Raw genomic sequence first — 21,261 nt, forward strand, 5'->3', positions numbered from 1 at the left:
TCTGAAGGCGGGCTACACGCCTTGTGGCGAGCGGCGGAACTGCGCACCATAGGCAGCCGGGCGCAGAGAATGCGATCAATTTGATAATTATTCGCATTGGAGCGTCAAGCCATCACGTGTTTCACGGGTCATCCTTGCCATGCACTTCCTTTGTACATCCCTCGGCCTGGCCGAGGGCCAAAGCCGCGCCTTCAGCGTAGACGGCCTCGAACTGTTCGGCGTGCGTCGCCAAGGCCAGGTGTACCTGTACCGCAACCGCTGCCCGCACCGGGACATCCCGCTGAACTGGGCAGAGGACGCGTTTCTGGATGACAGCGCCAGCCTCATCCACTGCGCCCATCACGGTGCGCTGTTCCTGATAGAAAGCGGCGAATGCGTGGCAGGCCCCTGTGAGGGTGAGCAGTTGCAGCCCCTGGGCTGCCACGAAGACAGCCAGGGCATCTGGTTCAAGGGGTCAGCAGCACCGGCAAGCGGCGATCGATGACGATACCCTCGGCGTCCAGCCGAGTGCCATAGGCCAGCACCTCCACCCCGTCCGCTACGGCAGCGCGCAGCGCCTGGGCGTAGGCCGTATCGATTTCTTCAGCCGGGCGCACAGCGTCGATACCGGTCAGGTTCACGCAATACAGCTGCACGGCCCGCACGCCCTGCCGGGCCAGCTTTGCCAGCTCACGCAGGTGTTTCGCACCGCGTTGAGTCACCGCATCAGGGAAGGCCGCAACTGCAGTGTCGGGGTAGCCCAGCGTCACACTCTTGACCTCGACATAGGCCGGGGCACCCTCGAATTCCAGGCGAAAGTCGATACGGCTGCCTTCCTCGCCATAGGCCACTTCGCGCTTGAGTGCAGTGAAACCGGCCAGTTCAGTGATTGTACCGGCGCGCAGGGCCTCTTCGACCAACGCATTGGCCCGCCCGGTATTCACGCAGGCCAACCGCCCCTGGGGGGTTTCGCTGATTTCCCAGGTCCCTGGCAGCTTGCGCTTGGGGTCGTTGGAGCGGCTGAACCACACCTGCCCACCTTCACGCATGCAGTTGAGCATGGAGCCGGTATTCGGGCAGTGGATAGTCATCTGCTCGCCGCTGGCCAGTTCGATATCGGCCAGAAAGCGCTTGTAGCGACGCAACAGGCGGCCCTGCTCGAGTGAAGGAGAGAAACGCATCAGCCTTGCCAGCTCTGCAGGCCACGGGCAATACGCTGCACCGCTTCTTCCAGGCGCGGCAGGCTCTGGGTGTAAGCGAAGCGCACATGGTGCCCGGCCAGGTGGCGACCGAAGTCCAGGCCCGGCGTGAACGCCACGTGCTGGGTTTCCAGGAAGTGCCGGCAGAATGCAAACGCGTCCCCCCCAAAAGCGCTGATATCGGCATACAGGTAGAACGCACCTTGCGGCTCGACGGCAATGCGGAAGCCCAGTTCACGAAGGGCGGGCAGCAGGTAGTCGCGACGGCGGGCGAATTCGGCGCGGCGCTCCTCGAAAATGGCCAGCGCCTCGGGCTGGAAACAGGCCAGCGCGGCATGCTGGGCCATGCTCGGCGCACTGATGTACAGGTTCTGCGCCAGTTTCTCCAGGTCCGCGACCGCACCGGGCGGGGCCACCAGCCAGCCAAGGCGCCAACCGGTCATGCCGAAATACTTGGAAAAACTATTCAGGACGAATGCCGAGTCGTCGACTTCCAGCACGCTCGGCGCGTCCATGCCATAGGTGAGGCCGTGGTAGATCTCGTCCACCACCAGATGGCCATGCCGCTCGTGGGTGGTTCTGGCCAGGCAGGCCAACGCCTCGCGCCCCAGCACGGTACCGGTCGGGTTGGCCGGCGAAGCGACCAGGGCACCGACGGTGTCCTTGTCCCAGTAGCGCTCAACCAGGTCGGCAGTCAGCTGATAGTTCACATCCGGGCCCACCGGTACCAATTGGGCCCCGCCCTCGACCAGGCGCAGGAAGTGGCGATTGCACGGGTAACCCGGATCGGCCAGCAGCCAGTGCTTGCCCGGGTCCACCAGCAGGCTGCTGGCCAGCAGCAGCGCGCCGGAGCCACCGGGGGTAATAAGGATGCGTTCCGGGTCGATGTTCAGGCCATAGCGCTGCCCATAAAAACCGGCAATTGCCTCACGCAGTGCCGGCAGACCGCGTGCGGCGGTGTAGCGAGTGTGCCCTGCGGCCAGCGCGGCCTGGCCGGCCGCGACGATGGGTGCGGCCGTGGTGAAGTCCGGCTCGCCGATTTCCAGGTGGATCACGTCGTGCCCGGCCGCCTGCAGCTCGTTGGCCCGGGCCAGCAGCGCCATGACGTGGAAAGGTTCGATGGCGCGGCTGCGCGCACTGTAGGGTTGGGCCATGACCTTCTCTCAAATGGGTCTAAACTGGAGATTCTACCTCTGCACACCACCGAACGTACCGCTCAGGCCGGTGTCAATTAGCAGGATCGGGCGGGGTAGCGCACCCCCGATCTATCTGGTAAGTTCGGCGGCTCGCAGTCGCAGGGCCGGCGGTCGCCGGAGATGGAGCATCCTGCGCATTGGATCAGATGAGTGAGAGGCGGTCTATTCATGTCCACCCTAGAAAAGCAAAAAGCCAACCAGAATCTTTATGGGGTTGCACCCTATCAGGAGACCAAGGGTGAGGAGTACATGGGTGAGCCCATGCGCAAGCACTTCACCAAGATCCTCACTGGCTGGAAGCAAGAGCTGATGGTCGGCGTCGACAAGACCGTTGACCATATGAAAGAAGAAGCAGCCAACTTTGCAGATCCCGCAGACCGCGCATCCCAGGAAGAGGAATTCGCCCTCGAACTGCGCAACCGCGACCGCGAGCGCAAGTTGATCAAGAAAATCGATAAAACCCTGCAGAAGATTCAGGACGAAGAGTACGGCTGGTGCGAGTCGTGCGGCATCGAGATCGGCCTGCGCCGCCTGGAAGCCCGCCCTACCGCCGACCTGTGCTTCGACTGCAAGGAAATTGCCGAGAAAAAGGAAAAAACGGTCGGCAAAGGCTGATCTTTCTTCCACCTGAACGGGGCGCATCATGCGCCCCGTTTCATTTATATGCCCAGCCTGACCATGACCGACTCCAGCTACATCGGGCGCTTCGCCCCCACCCCCAGCGGCTTCCTGCACTTCGGCTCGCTGGTCGCCGCCCTCGCCTCCTGGCTCGATGCCCGCGCCGTCAACGGCCGCTGGCTGCTGCGCATGGAAGACACCGACCCGCCCCGGGAGATGCCCGGCGCCCGCGATGCCATCCTCCAGACGCTGGAACGTTACGGTCTGCACTGGGATGGCGAGGTGGTATTCCAGAGCCAGCGCCACGATGCCTATGCTGCCGTGGTAGACCGCCTGTTCAACATGGGCCTGGCGTACGCATGCACCTGCTCTCGCAAGCAGCTGGAAAGCTACAACGGCATCTACCCAGGCTTTTGCCGCAACGCCGGGCATGCCCGTGAAGGGGCAGCCATCCGCTTGCGGGTGCCGGAGCTGATCTACCGCTTTACCGACCGGGTGCAGGGTGAGTACCAGCAACACCTGGGGCGTGAGGTGGGCGACTTCGTCATCCAGCGTCGTGACGGGTTGTACGCCTACCAGCTGGCCGTGGTGCTGGACGATGCCTGGCAGGGTGTTACCGACATCGTGCGGGGGGCCGACCTGCTCGACAACACCCCGCGCCAGCTGTACCTGCAGGAACTGCTGGGCTTCTCACAGCCGCGTTACCTGCATATTCCGCTGATCGTGCAGCCGGATGGGCACAAGCTGGGCAAGTCGTACCGTTCGCCGCCACTGCAGGCGGAGCATGCTACCCCCCTGCTGCTGCGGGCACTGCGGGCGCTGGGGCAGGAGACAGACCCGGAACTGCTGTTGGCGACGCCGGCAGAGGTGCTGGCAGTCGCGCGCGCGCAATGGCGGCCGGAAGCGATCGCGCAGCGGACCACGGTGCCAGAGGCTGATTTGCGCTGAACCTTTACCGGCCTCTTCGCGGGCGCGCCCGCTCCCACAGGAACCACGCCGCCTTCAAGGCCTGTGGGCTACCTGTGGGAGCGGGCATGCCCGCGAAAGGGCCGGCACAGGTACCCCCCCTAAAAACAAAAGCCCAGTAAATTCAAACCCTTGGCGAACGCTGTGGATTCCCGCTAGCATCCCCCCTGCCATTTGCGCCAATAATAAGTTCAAGCCCGTAGCGCCCAACCATCGAGGCCAGCATGTACATCTATCGTTTGGTCCTGCTTCTGGTCGTGGGGATCTACCTGTTCTCCCCGGCCATCATGGACTGGTGGATCGAACCGACCGGAGCCTGGTACCGCCCCTACCTGCTCTGGCTGATCCTGATCGTCGTCACCTTCATCCTGCAGAGCCAACGAGATGCCGATGAGCTTTAGCCTGACCCAGATGATCCTGATCAGCGCCGGGTACCTCATGGTGCTGTTCGGCGTGGCCTGGATCAGCGAGCGCGGGCTGATCCCGCGTTCGATCATTCGCCACCCACTTACCTACACCCTGTCGCTGGGCGTCTACGCCAGTGCCTGGGCCTTCTATGGCTCGGTTGGCCTGGCCTACCAGTACGGCTACGGCTTCCTTGCCTGTTACCTGGGGGTGTCTGGCGCATTCCTGCTGGCGCCGGTGCTGCTCTACCCGATCCTCAAGATCACCCGCACCTATCAGCTGTCATCGCTGGCCGACCTGCTGGCCTTCCGCTTCCGCAGTACCTGGGCCGGGGCCTTGACCACCATCATCATGCTGATTGGCGTGCTGCCATTGCTGGCCTTGCAGATCCAGGCGGTGGCCGATTCGATCAGTATCCTTACCGGTGAACCGGTCAAAGCCCGGGTGGCCTTTGCCTTTTGCACGCTGATCATTCTGTTCACCATCTTCTTCGGCTCGCGGCACATCGCCACGCGCGAGAAGCATGAGGGGTTGGTTTTCGCCATCGCCTTCGAGTCGGTGATCAAGCTGCTGGCCCTGGGCGGTATCGGCCTGTATGCCTTGTATGGCGTATTCGGTGGCCCGCACGAGCTGGAAGTCTGGCTGCTGCAGAACCAGACCGCCCTCGCCGCCCTGCACACCCCACTGCAGGAAGGCCCATGGCGCACCCTGCTGCTGGTGTTCTTCGCCTCGGCCATCGTCATGCCGCACATGTACCACATGGCCTTTACCGAGAACCTCAACCCGCGCTCGCTGGTCAGCGCCAGCTGGGGCCTGCCGCTGTTCCTGCTGCTGATGAGCCTTGCCGTGCCGCTGGTGCTGTGGGCCGGCCTGCGCCTGGGCGCCAGCACCAACCCCGAGTACTTCACCCTGGGCCTGGGCATCGCCGCCAACAACCAGGCATTGGCACTGCTGGCCTACATTGGCGGCCTGTCGGCAGCCAGCGGCCTGATCATCGTCACCACCCTGGCGCTGTCGGGCATGGCCCTGAACCACCTGGTGCTGCCGCTTTACCAGCCGCCGGCCGAGGGCAACATCTACCGTTGGCTGAAGTGGACCCGCCGTGCACTGATCGTCGCCATCATCACCGCCGGCTTCATGTTCTACCTGAGCCAGAACTACCACCAGAGCCTGGCCAACCTGGGCATCGTCGCCTTCGTCGCCACCTTGCAGTTCCTGCCCGGAGTGCTGTCGGTACTCTACTGGCCAACCGCCAACCGCCGCGGTTTCATCGCCGGGCTGCTGGCCGGCACCCTGGTGTGGATGGTGACCATGCTGCTGCCGCTTCTCGGCAACTTGCAGGGTTTCTACATCCCGCTGCTGGACATGATCTATGTGCTGGACGACACCAGCTGGCACATGGCCGCCATCGCCTCGTTGGCGGCCAACGTGCTGCTGTTCACCCTGATCTCACTGTTCACCAACGCCAGCACCGAAGAGGTCAGTGCGGCCGAAGCCTGTGCCGTGGATAACGTGCGCCGCCCACAGCGCCGCGAGCTGCACGCCGCCTCGCCGCAGGAATTCGCCACCCAGCTGGCCAAGCCGCTGGGCGCCAAGGCCGCGCAAAAGGAAGTCGAGCAAGCACTGCGCGACCTCTACCTGCCGTTCGACGAACGCCGCCCCTATGCCCTGCGCCGCCTGCGCGACCGCATCGAAGCCAACTTGTCCGGCCTGATGGGGCCGAGCGTGGCCCAGGACATGGTCGAGACTTTCCTGCCGTACAAGTCCGGCAACGAAAACTACGTGACCGAAGACATCCACTTCATCGAAAGCCGCCTGGAAGACTACCACTCGCGCCTGACCGGGCTGGCCGCCGAGCTCGATGCCTTGCGCCGCTACCATCGCCAGACCCTGCAGGAGTTGCCCATGGGCGTCTGCTCGCTGGCCAAGGACCAGGAAATCCTGATGTGGAACAAGGCCATGGAAGAGCTCACCGGCATCGCCGCCAAGCATGTGGTCGGCTCGCGCCTGGTCACCATCGACGAGCCTTGGCGCGGCCTGCTGCAAGGCTTCATCAACGTGCCCGACGAGCACCTGCACAAGCAGCGCCTGGCGCTGGACGGCCAGCCGCGCTGGCTGAACCTGCACAAGGCAGCCATCGACGAGCCATTGGCCCCCGGTAACAGCGGGCTGGTACTGCTGGTGGAAGACCTTACCGAAACCCAGGCACTGGAAGACAAGCTGGTGCACTCCGAGCGCCTGGCCAGCATCGGCCGCCTGGCCGCCGGCGTGGCCCACGAGATCGGCAACCCGATCACCGGCATCGCCTGCCTGGCGCAAAACCTGCGCGAGGAACGCGAAGACGATGGCGAAATCATCGAGTTGTCCAGCCAGATCCTTGACCAGACCAAGCGCGTATCGCGCATCGTCCAGTCGCTGATGAGCTTCGCCCATGCCGGCGGCAGCCACCAGAACAGCGAGGAGCCCGTGTGCCTGGCTGAAGTGGCACAAGATGCCATCGGTCTGCTGGCGTTGAACCGGCGCAATTTCGAAGTACAGTTCTTCAACCTTTGCGACCCGGACCATTGGGCCGAAGGTGACCCGCAGCGCCTGGCCCAGGTGCTGATCAACCTGCTCTCCAACGCCCGCGATGCCTCGCCGCCCGGCAGCGCCGTGCGCGTGCGCAGCGAGGTTAACGAGCACACCGTCGACCTGATCGTCGAAGACGAAGGCAGCGGGATTCCGAAGAACATCATGGACCGCCTGTTCGAACCCTTCTTCACCACCAAGGACCCGGGCGAAGGAACCGGACTGGGGCTCGCTCTGGTCTATTCCATCGTGGAAGAGCATTATGGGCAAATCACCATCGACAGCCCGGCCGATATCGAACGGCAACGTGGCACCCGGATCCGCGTGACCCTGCCCCGGCATGTCGTAGCGACGTCCCCTGAAATTCGAGACCGTCGAGAGAATTGAATCAATGCCGCACATTCTGATCGTCGAAGACGAAACCATCATCCGCTCGGCCCTGCGTCGCCTGCTTGAGCGGAACCAGTACCAGGTCAGCGAGGCCGGCTCGGTGCAGGAAGCCCAGGAACGCTTCAGCATTGCCACTTTCGACCTCATCGTCAGCGACCTGCGCCTGCCCGGCGCGCCCGGCACCGAGCTGATCAAGCTCGGCCAGGGCACCCCGGTGCTGATCATGACCAGTTACGCCAGCCTGCGCTCAGCGGTGGACTCGATGAAAATGGGCGCGGTGGACTACATCGCCAAGCCCTTCGACCACGACGAGATGCTGCAGGCAGTAGCGCGTATTCTGCGTGACCGGCAGAACGCCCCCGCTGCTGCACCGCCAGCCGAGCCACGCGCCAGCAATGGCAAGGCTACAGCGTCCGACAAAGGCAGCGCGGCAACGGCCAATGGCGAGATCGGCATCATCGGCTCGTGCCAGCCCATGCAGGACATGTACAGCAAGATCCGCAAGGTCGCGCCTACCGACTCCAATGTGCTGATCCAGGGCGAGTCGGGCACCGGTAAAGAGCTGGTGGCCCGCGCCCTGCACAACCTGTCTCGCCGGGCCAAGGCACCGATGATCTCGGTGAACTGCGCGGCCATCCCCGAAACGCTGATCGAATCCGAACTGTTCGGCCACGAAAAAGGCGCGTTCACCGGCGCCAGCGCCGGGCGCGCCGGCTTGGTGGAGGCCGCCGATGGCGGTACGCTGTTCCTCGATGAAATTGGCGAACTGCCGCTCGAAGCCCAGGCTCGCCTGCTGCGTGTGCTGCAGGAAGGCGAGATACGCCGGGTAGGTTCGGTGCAGTCGCAAAAGGTCGATGTGCGCCTGATCGCCGCGACCCACCGCGACCTGAAAAACCTGGCCAAGGCCGGCCAGTTCCGTGAAGACTTGTATTACCGACTGCACGTCATCGCCCTGAAGCTGCCGGCCCTGCGCGAGCGTGGCAGCGACGTCAACGAGATCGCCAACGTCTTCCTCGCCCGCCAGAGCGCTCGCATCGGCCGCGACGACCTGCACTTCTCGGCCGAGGCCGAGCAAGCCATTCGTCACTACAGCTGGCCCGGTAACGTGCGTGAACTGGAAAACGCCGTGGAGCGCGCGGTGATCCTCAGCGAGAGCGCAGAAATTTCCGCCGAGCTGCTGGGCATCGACATCGAGCTGAGCGACCTGGATGAGGATGACATCCTCGACAATGCCCTGGTGGTGGCCAACGCGGGCAATGCCAGCCACGAGCCGACCGAAGACCTGTCGCTGGAAGACTACTTCCAGCACTTCGTGCTTGAACACCAGGACCACATGACCGAGACCGAACTGGCACGCAAGCTCGGCGTAAGCCGCAAGTGCCTGTGGGAACGCCGCCAGCGCCTGGGCATCCCACGGCGCAAGAGCAACGCTACCAGCGAATAACCCACCTACGCACCGCACGCCGCAGCCTATGCGGCGTCGGTGAGACCGAGCGCCGCCCGCGCGGCGCTCGGCCTCACAGGCGCTGAACGTGTCACGACGAACACCCCAGGTAACACCTCACCTCCCGTAAAAATCTGTTACCCAAGCTTTCCGCCGTAACAGTCCCCGAGGCGTACGGTAACGAAATTGCGACATTTTGAACCTGCCAAAAACTGCAGAACCCGTTCAACCCCTTGATTTTAATGGGTTTTGAAAAGTTGGCACGGCACCTGCTATATGTTTGGTACAAGAACAATAACAAGCACTGCAACTCAGAATAAGAACAAGACGAAACGGCTCACGCACAATAAAAACAAGATGGCGGAGGCGCAGCTAACTGATTCTTTTGGAGAGGATGCGTGTTTGGGGCTTGCCCCACAACCAGGCAGAGAACAACAAAAACTGCACTAAAAGCAGCGCCTGAACTGGTTGGATCGACAGATCAACGTGACATCAGCGGCCAAAGCAATCCGTTTGCTCTTTACCCCCGGTTTGGGGGTCGTCCACAAGCTTCGAGATTTGTGGACAGGGCACTCAACAAAAACAAGAAGCCCAGCAAAAAAACAATAAGAGCACGCAACGACTTCTTGGGGAGCTTAGGCTCCCCTTGTCGTTTCTACCCTTCTGGCAGGCATCCTGCTACCCGCCTACACCATTCCCCGAGTAAATGCTAGAATCCCCGCCCATCATGCGGCCATTCTCCTATTCTTGGCCGAACATTCCTTCACACAGTGCATCCCATGCTGAAGAAGCTGTTCCAGTCTTTCCGCCCGCCCGTACCGGGCCCGCACCACAGGCGCACCACGCCCGAGGTGATCAACAAGAGCCAGCACTCGCTGCAGCGCCACCAGTTCAGCCGTCATGCGGTGAACATCGTGGAGCGCCTGCAAAGCGCCGGCTACCAGGCTTACCTGGTCGGTGGCTGTGTCCGCGACCTGATGCTGGGCATCACGCCGAAGGACTTCGACGTCGCCACCAGCGCCACCCCCGAACAGGTCCGTGCCGAGTTCCGCAACGCCCGCATCATTGGTCGTCGCTTCAAATTGGTCCATGTGCATTTCGGCCGTGAGATCATTGAAGTCGCCACCTTCCGCGCCCACCACTCCGAGGACGACCAGGGCGATGCCCACCGTTCGTCGCATAACGCCAGTGGCCGCATTCTGCGAGACAACGTGTACGGCACCCTGGAAGAGGACGCGCAACGCCGCGACTTCACCATCAACGCCCTGTACTACGATCCGGTCAGCGAGCGCATTCTCGATTACGCCAACGGTGTGCACGACGTGCGCAATCGCCTGCTGCGGCTGATCGGAGACCCGACCCACCGCTACCAGGAAGACCCGGTGCGCATGCTGCGCGCGGTGCGCTTTGCTGCCAAGCTCGACTTTGGCATCGAAAAGCACACTTACCTGCCGATTCGCGGCCTGGCCCCGATGCTGCGCGAGATTCCACCCGCGCGCCTGTTCGAGGAATGCCTCAAGCTGTTCCTCAGCGGCCAAGGTGCCATCGCCTTCGAAATGCTGGTTGACCTGGAGTTGTTCGAACCACTGTTCCCGGCCAGTGCCCACGCGCTGGACGAGCGGCCGACCTACACCCACACGCTGATCAGCCAGGCACTGAACAACACCGACCTGCGCGTGAAGCAGGGCAAGCCGGTGACGCCAGCCTTCCTGTTTGCTGCTCTGCTCTGGCCAGCCCTGCCGGCCCGTGTGCTGCACCTGCAGAACCAGGGCGTGCCGCCGATCCCGGCCATGAACGGTGCGGCCCACGACCTGATCGCCGAGCAGTGCGCGCGCATTGCCATCCCCAAGCGTTTTACCCTGCCGATCCGCGAGATCTGGGACATGCAGGAGCGCCTGCCGCGCCGCAGCGGCAAGCGCGCCGACATGCTGCTGGACAACCCGCGTTTCCGCGCCGGTTACGACTTCCTGCTGCTGCGTGAAAGCGCCGGGGAAGAAACCGACGAACTGGGCCAGTGGTGGACCGATTACCAGGACGCAAACGACAGCGAGCGCCGCGAGATGATCCGCGAGCTTGGTAGCCGTGACGAAAGTGCCGGCCCGCGCAAGCGCAAGCGCAGCGGCAGCAAACGCAAGCGCAGTGGCGACGAGGCGTTCGAGTGACCATTCGCGCCTACGTAGGTCTGGGCAGCAACCTGGACGCACCTGCCGAGCAGCTGCGTAGCGCCTTGCAGGCGCTGGACCAGGTCGAAGCCACGCGCCTGGTAGCCGCCTCGGCCCTGTACACCAGCGATTCGCTGCTGCCCGGCCAACCGCGCTACACCAATGCTGTCGCCGCCCTGGACACCGCCCTGGCACCACTGGCATTGCTCGATGCGCTGCAGGCCATCGAAAACGACCAGGGCCGCGTGCGCAAAGAGCGCTGGGGCCCACGCACGCTGGACCTGGACATCCTGCTGTTCGGTGACCAGGTGCTCGACCAGCCACGCCTGAAAGTGCCGCATTACCACATGCATGCCCGCCCGTTCGTGCTGTATCCGTTGGCCGAACTGGTACCGGGGGATTTCCGCCTGGCCGATGGCCGCGCCCTCGCACAACTGCTCGACGAATGCCCGTTCGTCGGCCTGGAACGCCTGTAGACCGGGCGTTCCAGCCTGCATCGCCACCTCGGTAACGCCAGTAACACCCTGATCGTAACAATGCGGTAACAGGGTGATTGACTTCCCACACCTCGCTCACGACTATAGGCGTCCCGTGTGGCACCAAAGTGCCGCATACCCGTATTTAGGCCCGGACGGACCTGTGCCCGAACATCACGCGCGATGATGTGCCGCTCCGGAAGATGACTACACGCGTTGAATGCAGTCGTTTTTTACAGCGCCTGAACGAGGAATTTCCTACATGCCTGAAGTAACCCTTACCACCCTTAACGGCCTCAAGGCCAAGGGTGAAAAAATCACCATGCTGACCTGCTACGACGCGACCTTCGCCAAGGCCGCCAGCCAGGCCGGCGTTGAAGTGTTGCTGGTGGGCGACTCGCTGGGGATGGTCCTGCAGGGCCACGACAGCACCTTGCCGGTCACCACGGCGGAGATGGCCTACCACACCGCCAGCGTCAAACGCGGCAACGACGGCGCGCTGATCCTTACCGACCTGCCGTTCATGGCCCATGCCACCCCCGAGCAGGCCTTTGCCAACAGCGCCACACTGATGCAGGCCGGCGCCCACATGGTCAAGATCGAAGGCGCAGCCTGGCTGGCCGAAACCATCCGCTTGCTGGCCGAACGTGGTGTACCGGTGTGCGCGCACATGGGCCTGACCCCGCAAACCGTCAACGTGCTGGGCGGCTACAAAGTGCAGGGCCGCCAGGAGGCCCAGGCCCGGCAGATGCGCGCCGACGCCATTGCCCTGGAACAGGCCGGTGCGGCCATGCTGCTGCTCGAGTGCGTACCCAGCGAACTGGCGGCGGAAATCACCAATGCCGTTGGCATCCCGGTAATCGGCATTGGCGCCGGCAGCGCCACCGATGGCCAGGTACTGGTACTGCACGACATGCTCGGCCTGTCGCTGAGCGGCCGGGTACCGAAGTTCGTGAAGAACTTCATGCAGGGCCAACCGGATATCCATAGCGCCCTCGTCGCTTACGTCGAGGCGGTCAAGCAAGTCAGTTTCCCAGGCAGCGAACACGGGTTCAGTGCATGAATACAGTCAAGACCGTCCGCGAACTGCGCGCGGCAGTGGCCCGCGCCCGCGGTGAGGGCAAACGCATCGGTTTCGTACCGACTATGGGCAACCTGCACAGCGGCCATGCGGCCTTGGTGACCAAGGCTGCCCAGCGCGCCGACTTCGTGGTCGCCAGTATCTTCGTCAACCCGCTGCAGTTCGGCGCCAACGAAGACCTCGACAAATACCCACGCACCCTGGCAGCCGACCAGGAGCGCCTGGTGCAGGCCGGCTGCAACCTGCTGTTCGCACCCACGGTGGAAGAGATGTACCCCGACGGCATGAGCGTGCAAACCCGCGTCAGCGTGCCCCAGCTTTCCGAAGGCCTGTGCGGCGCCAGCCGGCCTGGGCATTTCGAGGGTGTGGCCACCGTGGTGAACAAGCTGTTCAACATGGTCCAGCCAGACCTTGCCGTGTTCGGCGAGAAGGACTATCAGCAGTTGGCGGTGATCCGCGCCATGGTGCGCGACCTGAATATGCCGATCCAGATCATCGGCGAACCCACCGTGCGTGCAGAAGATGGCTTGGCGCTGTCGTCGCGCAATGGCTACCTCACGCCAGAGCAGCGTACAGCTGCGCCAGCGCTGTACCGCACACTGCAGCACATTGCAGCGGGCATCGGCCGTGGCCAGCGGGATTTTGCCGCGCTGGTCGCTGAAGGCCAGGCGCAACTGAGCGCAGCGGGTTTCCGCCCGGATTACCTGGAAGTACGCCATGCCGTAAGCTTGCGCCCGGCAGTGATCAATGATCGAGACCTGGTGGTGATTGCGGCGGCTTACCTGGGTAACACGCGGTTGATCGACAACCTCTACCTGCATTTGGAAGAGAAGACCGCATAACGGTCTTGGGCTGCCTTGCAGCCCATTCGCGGGCAAGCCCGCTCCTGCACGTTTACCTGTAGGGGCGGGCTTGCTTGCAATGCCCCCAAAATCCCCCTGCCATACCCATTCCCAGCACGTGGCCTTTGCCTATAATGGTGCCAGCCTGAACCCGGCAACGACTGCCGTGTCCAAGCCCTCACCACGCACCAAGGGAACCCCGCGCAATGGCGTATTACCGTACACCCCACGATGTGACGGCCCTGCCCGCCTGGCAGGCGCTTCAGAAACACCGCGACGCCATGCAAAGCTTCAGCATGCGCGAAGCCTTCGCCGCCGATGCCAAGCGCTTCGACCAGTTTTCCCTCAGCGCTTGCGGCCTGTTCCTCGACTACTCGAAAAACCTGATCACCGAGCAAAGCCGCGATCTGCTGGTCAATCTGGCCAATGAAGTGGGCCTGCAGGACGCCATCAAGTCGATGTTCAGCGGTGAGATCATCAACGCCTCCGAAGGCCGTCCGGTGCTGCACACCGCCTTGCGCCGGCCTGTAGGTGACAAACTCAGCGTCAACGGCGTGAACGTCATGCCGGAAGTGCACAAGGTGCTCAACCAGATTACCGAACTGGTTGGTCGCATTCACGATGGCCTGTGGCGCGGCTACAGCGAAAAGCCGATCACCGACGTGGTCAACATTGGCATTGGCGGTTCGTTCCTCGGCCCCGAGCTGGTTTCCGAAGCGCTGCTACCCTACGCCCAGCGCGGCGTGCGCTGCCACTACCTGGCCAATATCGACGGCAGCGAGTTCCACGAGCTGTCGGCCAACCTGCGCGCCGAAACCACCCTGTTCATCGTCTCATCGAAGTCGTTCAACACCCTCGAGACGCTGAAAAACGCCATGGCCGCGCGTACCTGGTACCTGGCCCAAGGCGGCTCGGAAGCCGAGCTGTACCGCCACTTCATTGCCGTATCCAGCAACAAGGCCGCTGCTGTAGCGTTCGGTATCCGCGAAGAAAACATCTTCCCAATGTGGGACTGGGTGGGCGGGCGCTACTCGCTGTGGTCGGCCATCGGCCTGCCGATCGCCCTGGCCATCGGCACTGCCAACTTCAAGGAACTGCTGTCCGGCGCCTACACCATGGACCAGCACTTCCAGACCGCACCGTTCGACAAGAACATGCCGGTGCTACTGGCCCTGCTGGGCGTGTGGTATGGCAACTTCTGGGACGCAAACAGCCACGCGATCCTGCCGTACGACCACTACCTGCGCAACATCACCAAGCACCTGCAGCAGCTGGACATGGAATCCAACGGCAAGAGCGTGCTGCAAGACGGTACCCCGGTGAAGACCGACACCGGGCCGGTGATCTGGGGCGGCGTGGGCTGCAACGGCCAGCATGCCTACCACCAGTTGCTGCACCAGGGCACCCAGTTGATTCCGGCCGATTTCATCGTGCCGGTGGTGAGCTTCAACCCGGTGGCCGACCACCACCAGTGGCTGTACGCCAACTGCCTGTCGCAGAGCCAGGCGCTGATGCTGGGCAAAACCCGCGAGGAAGCCGAAGCCGAATTGCGCGCTAAAGGCCTCAACGAAGCAGACATCGAAAAGCTGGCCCCGCACAAGGTGATCCCGGGTAACCGCCCGAGCAACACGTTGGTGGTCGAGCGCATCAGCCCGCGCCGGCTGGGTGCGCTGGTGGCCATGTACGAGCACAAGGTGTTCGTACAGAGCGTTATCTGGGGTATCAACGCCTTCGATCAGTGGGGCGTCGAGCTGGGCAAGGAGCTGGGCAAGGGCGTTTACCAGCGCTTGGTCGGTAGCCTGGAAGACAGCGCCGAAGACGGTTCCACCCAAGGCCTGATCAACTACTTCCGCGGCCGTCACCGCGGTTGATCCGAGCTTGTGCCGGCCTCTTCGCGGGTAAACCCGCCTACCAGGCAACGCGTTACCTCGTAGGAGCGGGTTTACCCGCGAAGAGGCCGGCCCAGGTTGAACACCGCTCCCAGCTACACTGTCTTATCGAATAGCCGTTGCAGTCCATCGCCCCTTACAAGAGCAGGACCACCCGCCATGTTCGATATCCGCAAATACCCCCAGGCCCTGGCCGTCAGCCAGTCCGCCGCCCTCACCCCCGAAGACTACCGCCGCCTCTACCGCCAGTCGGTCGAAGACCCAGACACCTTCTGGGCCGAACAGGCCAAACGCCTGGACTGGATCAAACCGTGGTCAAGCGTGCAGCAATGCGACCTGCATACCGGCAAGGCCCGCTGGTTCGACGGTGCGCAACTCAACGTCAGCTACAACTGCATCGACCGTCACCTGGCCCAGCGCGGCGAGCAAACGGCCCTGCTGTGGGAAGGCGACGATCCCAAGGACTCCAAGGCCATCACCTACCGCGAACTGCACCGTCAGGTCTGCCGCCTGGCCAATGCAATGAAAGCGCGCGGTGTGAAGAAAGGCGACCGGGTAAGCATCTACATGCCAATGATTCCCGAGGCCGCCTTCGCCATGCTCGCCTGCACCCGCATCGGCGCCATCCACTCGGTGGTGTTCGGCGGTTTCTCCCCCGATGCCTTGCGAGACCGCATTCTCGATGCCGACTGCCGCACCGTGATCACCGCCGATGAAGGCGTGCGTGGCGGCAAACGCATCCCGCTGAAACAGAACGTCGACAAGGCCCTGGCCAGCTGCCCAGCGGTCAGTAGCGTGTTGGTGGTGCGCCGCACTGGCGGCGATGTTGCCTGGACCGAGGGCCGCGACCTCTGGTATCACGAAGCGACGAAGGATGCCGGCGACGACTGCCCCCCAGAACCGATGGAGGCCGAAGACCCGCTGTTCATCCTCTACACCTCCGGCAGCACCGGCAAACCCAAAGGGGTGCTGCATACCACCGGCGGCTACCTGCTGCAGGCAACGATGACCTTCAAGGTGGTGTTCGATTATCGTGACGGCGAGGTGTTCTGGTGCACCGCCGATGTCGGCTGGGTGACCGGCCACAGCTACATCGTCTATGGCCCGCTGGCCAATGGCGCAATCTCGCTGATGTTCGAAGGCGTGCCCAACTACCCCGATACCTCGCGCTTCTGGCAGGTGGTGGACAAGCACCAGGTGAACATCTTCTACACCGCCCCGACCGCCCTGCGCGCACTGATGCGTGAGGGCTCCGCGCCACTGCAGAGCACCTCACGCAAAAGCCTGCGTCTGCTGGGCAGCGTCGGCGAGCCGATCAACCCGGAAGCCTGGGAATGGTACTTCGAGGAGGTCGGGCAAAAGCGCTGCCCGATTGTGGATACCTGGTGGCAGACCGAAACCGGCGGCATCATGCTCACCCCACTGCCCGGCACACAGTCACTCAAACCCGGCTGCGCCACCCAGCCGATGTTCGGCGTGCAACCGGTGCTGCTGGACGAAAAAGGCAAACTGATCGAAGGCCCCGGCGCCGGCGTGCTGGCGATCAAAGCCAGCTGGCCCGGGCAGATCCGCAGCGTCTACGGCGACCACCAGCGGATGGTCGACACCTACTTCAAGCCCCTGCCCGGCTACTACTTCACTGGCGACGGTGCCCGTCGCGATGCCGACGGCGACTACTGGATCACCGGGCGCATCGACGATGTGATCAACGTGTCCGGGCACCGCATCGGCACCGCTGAAGTGGAAAGTGCACTGGTGCTGCATGACAGCGTGGCCGAAGCCGCGGTGGTCGGCTACCCCCACGACCTCAAGGGCCAAGGCGTCTACGCCTTCGTCACGACCATGAATGGCGTGACACCAGATGACACGCTCAAGGCCGAGCTGCTGGCCCTGGTCAGCAAGGAAATCGGCAGCTTCGCCAAGCCTGAGCTGATTCAGTGGGCGCCAGCGCTACCCAAGACGCGCTCAGGCAAGATCATGCGGCGTATACTGCGCAAAATCGCCTGCAATGAGCTGGAAAACCTGGGCGATACCTCGACCCTGGCCGACCCGAGCGTGGTACAGGGCCTGATCGACAAACGCCTCAACCAGTAACCGGCGGCCGCAAATCTGGCCGCCCTGTACAGCAGGTCGCCATGGAAGCCCTTCGTCGCCGTATCGAAACCCAGGTCATGAGCCTCACCGGGCTGGCCCTCGGCCAGCTCGACCTGGAATCGCCCAAGGGCGACCCCGGCCTGTTCGGCCCGCACAGTATTAGCTGGCGCGTCCATGGCGACTTCCCGAGCATGCTGGTCGGTGGCATCAGCGCGCTGATGCTGCAGTTGTTGCATCCCCTGGCCCTGGCCGGTGTGTGGGACCACTCCAACTTTCGTGAAGACCTGCTCGGCCGCTTGCGCCGCACCAGCCAGTTCATTTCCGGCACCACCTTCGGCGCCACGGGCGATGCCGAGTGGCTGATCGACAAAGTGCGCACTATTCACCTGCAGGTCACCGGCACTGCACCCGATGGCCGCCCTTATGCGGCCAGCGACCCGGATCTGTTGACCTGGGTGCATGTAGCGGAGGTCAGCCGTTTCCTCGCTGCCCACCTGCGTTACCGCAACCCACGCCTGCCACGCGCCGAGCAGGATGCCTATTACAACGAAATCGCCCTGATCGCCGAGCGCCTTGGCGCCCGTGACGTGCCGCGCTCGTGCCAGCAAGTTGAAGACTATCTGCAACACATACGCCCGCAGCTGCATTGTGATGCGCGCAGCCATGAGGTGATACGAATCCTGCTCGACGCCCCTGCCCCCAGCCGCCTGGCACAGCCGGTTGGCAAACTGATGCTGCACGCGGGTATCGACTTGCTGCCCGGCTGGGCCCAGGCACTGCTCGGCCTGCAGCACGGGCCCCTGCAACAGCGCCTGATCCGCCTGGGCCTGCGCCGCACCGCGCCGGTATTGCGCTGGGCAATGCGCGACGGCTCGGCACACCGGGCCAAACGGCGCATGGGCATTGATTGAGCGAAAAGGTTGGCCCCTGCGGAACTGATTTAACGTGCCATACTCCAAGCACTCCTGCTTAGACAGACGAAGCGACACATGTACAAAGGATTGACTCGCGCCGCTGGCGCAATCGTGGCCTTGGTAGCCCTGTATAGCCTGCTCGGCTTTCTCATTCTTCCCGGTGTCGCACTGCGCATCGCCAACCAGCAGTTGGCCCAATACGCCACCGTGCCGGCCCACCTCGAACGGATCGAACTCAACCCCTTCAGCCTCGAGCTGACGCTGTGGGGCCTGCAGATCGGCGAGCCGGGCAAGGAACAGGTCGGTTTCGAGCGTCTTTACGCTAACGCCTCGCTCGACAGCCTGTGGACAAAAGCCCTGCATCTGGAAGCGGTGGAGCTCGACAAACCGCGCAACGAAGTGCTGTTCGCCAAGGACGGTACCCTCAACCTGACCGGGTTGTTCAAACTACCGGCCAGCGAAGCCAAACCCGAAGAGCCGCCCAGCGACCCGTTCCCGCTGCGTATTGGCAGCATCAAGCTCATCGACGGTTACCTGCACTTCGAGGACCTGCGGCCCAGCGAGCCGATCGAGTTCCTCTACGACAACATGAATCTGGAGCTGAAAAACCTCAGCACCCTGCCCAACGACAATGCCGACATGACCTTGGTGGCCAGCGGTCCCAATGGCGGACGCATCGACTGGAAGGGAACCCTGAGCCTGTCGCCGATCGCCTCCGAAGGCACACTGAAGGTCACTGACGGCAAGATGAAGCTGTTCTGGCCCTACGTGCGCGATGCCGTGCCACTGGTGCTGGAAGACGGCGTGGTAAGCCTCGATACGCATTACAAGCTCAACCTCGCCAAACAGACCGAGCTGCTGCTGGATAACGTCTCCGTGCGCATCGCGCCATTCGCCATCAAGGCGCCGGATGGCCGACCGTTGGCACGTCTGGCCAGCCTGGAGGTTAGCGAAACCTCCATCGATCTGGTCAAGCAGCAGGTCACCGTGGGCAAGGTTCGCAGCGAAAAGCTCGAAACCTGGGCGGCGCTGGAAAAAGATGGCCAGCTCGACTGGCAGAAGCTGTTTGCCAGCCAACCCACCAAGGCCACGCCGAAGGAAAAGGCCGAGCCGGCTGCCGCAGAACCTACGCCTGAAGAGAAAGCTGCCAAGGAGCCAAGCAAACCCTGGCAAGTGCTGCTCAAGGACGTGCAGTTGCGCAACTACCTGGTGCATCTGGCAGATCGCAGCCAGAAGGAACCGGTAGCCTTGGACATTGGCCCCCTCAACGCCGACCTGCAAGGTTTCGACAGCCTCAACCAGTCGCCCTTCACCCTCAAACTCGATACCGGTGTGGGCAAGCAAGGCAAGCTGCAGGCCGCAGGCCAGGTCAACCTGGCACCGATATGGGCAAAGCTGGATGTGAGCACCCGCGACATCGACCTGCGTGTAGCCCAGGCCTACATCAGCCCGTTCATCCTGCTGGAGCTGCGCAGCGGCATGCTCTCGAGCGACCTCAAGGTCGACCTGAAGAACACCTCGCCGCTGGCCTTCAATGTGACCGGCAAGGCGCAGGTCAGCCAGTTGCATACCCTCGACACCATCAAGAGCCGCGACTTCGTCAAATGGCAGCAGGTGAACGTCGACGGCTTGTCCTACGTGCACGGCGATGCTCTGTCGATCGACAAAGTGACCCTGCTGCAGCCCTATGCACGCTTCATCATCAACGAAGACCGCACCACCAATGTCAATGACCTGCTGATCCCGCAACCGGCCGACGCCCCGGCGAGCAGCCAGCCCAAGCCGACCACGGCCAGCAACAACAAGCCGCTTGGCATCCATATCGGGCAGATTGACATCAACGACGGCTCGGCCAACTTTGCCGACCTGTCGCTTACCCCCAACTTCGCCACGGCCATCCAGCAACTCAACGGCCAGATCGGCACCATCGACAACCGCAAGCCACAGCCGGCCAAGGTCGACGTCAAGGGCAAGGTAGACCGCTACGCACCGGTTACCATCAAGGGCGCACTCAACCCGTTCAACCCACTGGCCAGCCTGGACATTGCCACCAGCTTCAAGCGCGTCGAATTGACCACGCTGACGCCCTACTCCGGCAAGTTCGCCGGCTTCCGCATCCGCAAGGGCCGGCTGAACCTGGACCTGCACTATCTGATCACCAACGGCCAACTCAAGGCCGAGAACAAGGTAGTAGTGGAGCAACTGCAGCTGGGCGAGAAAGTCGACAGCCCGGATGCGGTCGACCTGCCGATCCGCCTGGCGGTGGCATTGCTGAAGGATACCGAGGGCAAGATCTCGATCGAGCTGCCGGTGTCTGGCGACCTCAACAACCCGCAATTCAGCGTGATGCCGATTGTTTGGCAAACCCTGCGCAACCTGGTGCTGCGCGCGGCGCAGGCGCCATTCAAATTCATTGGCGGGCTGATCAGCGGCGGTAGCTCGGAAGACCTTGGCAACGTGGCCTTCGCCCCCGGCTCCAGCGAACTCAGCGGCGAGGCCCAGTCGTCCTTGGACAAGCTGGCATCCGCGCTGAAAGAGCGCCCGGAACTGCGCCTGGAAATCGAAGGCACCAGCGCCCAGGCCAGCGACGGCCCGCTGATTGCCCAACAGCGCCTTGAGCGTGAGTACCAGGCCACCTGGTACAAGATCCTGCAGCGACGGGGTGACAAGGTGCCGGCCAATGCCTCGATGCTGGTGGTGGACGACAGCGACAAGCCCGCGATGCTCGAAGGCATTTACCGTACCCGCCTGAAACAGCAGCCGCCTGCCGAATGGGAGCAGTTGGGCCGTGACGAGCGCGCCGCCAAGCTGCGCGAGGCCGTGATCAAGTCGTGGGCCGAGAGTACCGCCTTGCTGCGTACCTTGGGGCAGGAGCGGGCCAGCAGCATCAAGGACTATCTGGTCGACAAGGGCAAGCTGGAAGACGACCGGGTGTACTTCATCGATACCAGCCTGGGGCAGCCTCAAAGCGATGGCCGGGTGGTGACACCGATGCACCTGGATGCCGAGTAATCCCCTCTGGCAGGCCCGCCCCCACA

At 63.1% G+C, this 21,261-nt stretch carries 16 protein-coding genes; 14 read left to right on the forward strand and 2 right to left on the reverse strand.

What is annotated here, in order from left to right; translation table 11 throughout:
• Positions 1-139: 139 nt before the first annotated feature.
• Entirely contained in the window at positions 140-484 is a 345-nt protein-coding gene (locus tag LU682_RS25570; RefSeq protein WP_010955342.1) for a Rieske (2Fe-2S) protein, read from the forward strand.
• Here LU682_RS25570 and sfsA read toward each other — a convergent pair.
• Both sfsA and LU682_RS25580 read right to left on the reverse strand, forming a co-directional pair.
• The gene (sfsA, locus tag LU682_RS25575; RefSeq protein ID WP_004575787.1) at positions 447-1,160 is read right to left on the reverse strand and encodes a DNA/RNA nuclease SfsA; all 714 of its coding nucleotides are present in this window, start codon (positions 1,158-1,160) and stop codon (positions 447-449) included. The two genes, LU682_RS25570 and sfsA, sit on opposite strands and share 38 nt — an antisense overlap.
• Positions 1,160-2,332 carry a pyridoxal phosphate-dependent aminotransferase gene (locus LU682_RS25580; protein ID WP_010955343.1) on the reverse strand — a complete coding sequence of 391 codons (1,173 nt, stop codon included), beginning with the start codon at positions 2,330-2,332 and terminating at the stop codon, positions 1,160-1,162. Before LU682_RS25580 ends, sfsA begins: the two co-directional genes overlap by 1 nt.
• A gap of 210 nt (positions 2,333-2,542) precedes the next feature.
• On the opposite strand from LU682_RS25580, the gene dksA reads away from it, so the two are divergent.
• From dksA to LU682_RS25645, 13 genes are all read left to right on the forward strand, one after another.
• Complete coding sequence (dksA, locus tag LU682_RS25585) at positions 2,543-2,989, forward strand: RNA polymerase-binding protein DksA (protein WP_003250009.1); 447 nt, start codon at positions 2,543-2,545, stop codon at positions 2,987-2,989.
• A gap of 63 nt (positions 2,990-3,052) precedes the next feature.
• A complete protein-coding gene (gene gluQRS, locus LU682_RS25590; RefSeq protein ID WP_049586972.1) occupies positions 3,053-3,940 on the forward strand; it encodes a tRNA glutamyl-Q(34) synthetase GluQRS in 888 nt (295 codons plus the stop codon).
• 242 nt (positions 3,941-4,182) lie between these two features.
• Positions 4,183-4,359, forward strand: a complete 177-nt coding sequence (locus tag LU682_RS25595; protein WP_003250005.1) for a hypothetical protein — start codon at positions 4,183-4,185, stop codon at positions 4,357-4,359.
• Positions 4,343-7,318 (forward strand): sensor histidine kinase, encoded by a 2,976-nt coding sequence (locus LU682_RS25600; RefSeq protein WP_010955345.1) that lies wholly within the window; start codon positions 4,343-4,345, stop codon positions 7,316-7,318. The genes LU682_RS25595 and LU682_RS25600 overlap by 17 nt, the downstream gene beginning before the upstream one ends.
• Positions 7,319-7,322: 4 nt before the next feature.
• The gene (locus LU682_RS25605; RefSeq protein WP_010955346.1) at positions 7,323-8,765 is read left to right on the forward strand and encodes a sigma-54-dependent transcriptional regulator; all 1,443 of its coding nucleotides are present in this window, start codon (positions 7,323-7,325) and stop codon (positions 8,763-8,765) included.
• Between the two features lie 779 nt (positions 8,766-9,544).
• A complete protein-coding gene (locus LU682_RS25610; RefSeq protein ID WP_010955347.1) occupies positions 9,545-10,927 on the forward strand; it encodes a polynucleotide adenylyltransferase PcnB in 1,383 nt (460 codons plus the stop codon).
• A complete protein-coding gene (folK, locus tag LU682_RS25615) occupies positions 10,924-11,403 on the forward strand; it encodes a 2-amino-4-hydroxy-6-hydroxymethyldihydropteridine diphosphokinase (protein WP_010955348.1) in 480 nt (159 codons plus the stop codon). The genes LU682_RS25610 and folK overlap by 4 nt, the downstream gene beginning before the upstream one ends.
• 262 nt (positions 11,404-11,665) lie before the next feature.
• Positions 11,666-12,466: a 3-methyl-2-oxobutanoate hydroxymethyltransferase gene (gene panB / locus LU682_RS25620; RefSeq protein ID WP_003249992.1), complete on the forward strand. Its 801-nt coding sequence runs from the start codon at positions 11,666-11,668 to the stop codon at positions 12,464-12,466.
• A complete protein-coding gene (gene panC / locus LU682_RS25625) occupies positions 12,463-13,326 on the forward strand; it encodes a pantoate--beta-alanine ligase (protein ID WP_010955349.1) in 864 nt (287 codons plus the stop codon). The genes panB and panC overlap by 4 nt, the downstream gene beginning before the upstream one ends.
• Before the next feature lie 206 nt (positions 13,327-13,532).
• Positions 13,533-15,197 (forward strand): glucose-6-phosphate isomerase, encoded by a 1,665-nt coding sequence (gene pgi / locus LU682_RS25630; protein WP_010955350.1) that lies wholly within the window; start codon positions 13,533-13,535, stop codon positions 15,195-15,197.
• A gap of 177 nt (positions 15,198-15,374) precedes the next feature.
• Positions 15,375-17,309 carry an acetate--CoA ligase gene (gene acs, locus LU682_RS25635; protein WP_010955351.1) on the forward strand — a complete coding sequence of 645 codons (1,935 nt, stop codon included), beginning with the start codon at positions 15,375-15,377 and terminating at the stop codon, positions 17,307-17,309.
• Between the two features lie 41 nt (positions 17,310-17,350).
• On the forward strand, positions 17,351-18,220 hold the full coding sequence (locus LU682_RS25640) for an oxygenase MpaB family protein (protein WP_010955352.1): 870 nt from the start codon (positions 17,351-17,353) through the stop codon (positions 18,218-18,220).
• Between the two features lie 78 nt (positions 18,221-18,298).
• Entirely contained in the window at positions 18,299-21,235 is a 2,937-nt protein-coding gene (locus LU682_RS25645) for a DUF748 domain-containing protein (RefSeq protein WP_060495143.1), read from the forward strand.
• Positions 21,236-21,261 lie beyond the last annotated feature (26 nt).

This window comes from Pseudomonas alloputida (assembly GCF_021283545.2).
GTDB lineage: Bacteria > Pseudomonadota > Gammaproteobacteria > Pseudomonadales > Pseudomonadaceae > Aquipseudomonas > Aquipseudomonas alloputida.

Bases quoted from the DNA above. Each gene is read 5' to 3' on its own strand.
- LU682_RS25570 (WP_010955342.1), top strand. From the start codon at position 140: ATGCACTTCCTTTGTACATCCCTCGGCCTGGCCGAGGGCCAAAGCCGC.
- sfsA (WP_004575787.1), bottom strand. From the start codon at position 1,160: ATGCGTTTCTCTCCTTCACTCGAGCAGGGCCGCCTGTTGCGTCGCTAC.
- LU682_RS25580 (WP_010955343.1), bottom strand. From the start codon at position 2,332: ATGGCCCAACCCTACAGTGCGCGCAGCCGCGCCATCGAACCTTTCCAC.
- dksA (WP_003250009.1), top strand. From the start codon at position 2,543: ATGTCCACCCTAGAAAAGCAAAAAGCCAACCAGAATCTTTATGGGGTT.
- gluQRS (WP_049586972.1), top strand. From the start codon at position 3,053: ATGACCGACTCCAGCTACATCGGGCGCTTCGCCCCCACCCCCAGCGGC.
- LU682_RS25595 (WP_003250005.1), top strand. From the start codon at position 4,183: ATGTACATCTATCGTTTGGTCCTGCTTCTGGTCGTGGGGATCTACCTG.
- LU682_RS25600 (WP_010955345.1), top strand. From the start codon at position 4,343: ATGCCGATGAGCTTTAGCCTGACCCAGATGATCCTGATCAGCGCCGGG.
- LU682_RS25605 (WP_010955346.1), top strand. From the start codon at position 7,323: ATGCCGCACATTCTGATCGTCGAAGACGAAACCATCATCCGCTCGGCC.
- LU682_RS25610 (WP_010955347.1), top strand. From the start codon at position 9,545: ATGCTGAAGAAGCTGTTCCAGTCTTTCCGCCCGCCCGTACCGGGCCCG.
- panB (WP_003249992.1), top strand. From the start codon at position 11,666: ATGCCTGAAGTAACCCTTACCACCCTTAACGGCCTCAAGGCCAAGGGT.
- panC (WP_010955349.1), top strand. From the start codon at position 12,463: ATGAATACAGTCAAGACCGTCCGCGAACTGCGCGCGGCAGTGGCCCGC.
- pgi (WP_010955350.1), top strand. From the start codon at position 13,533: ATGGCGTATTACCGTACACCCCACGATGTGACGGCCCTGCCCGCCTGG.
- acs (WP_010955351.1), top strand. From the start codon at position 15,375: ATGTTCGATATCCGCAAATACCCCCAGGCCCTGGCCGTCAGCCAGTCC.
- LU682_RS25640 (WP_010955352.1), top strand. From the start codon at position 17,351: ATGGAAGCCCTTCGTCGCCGTATCGAAACCCAGGTCATGAGCCTCACC.
- LU682_RS25645 (WP_060495143.1), top strand. From the start codon at position 18,299: ATGTACAAAGGATTGACTCGCGCCGCTGGCGCAATCGTGGCCTTGGTA.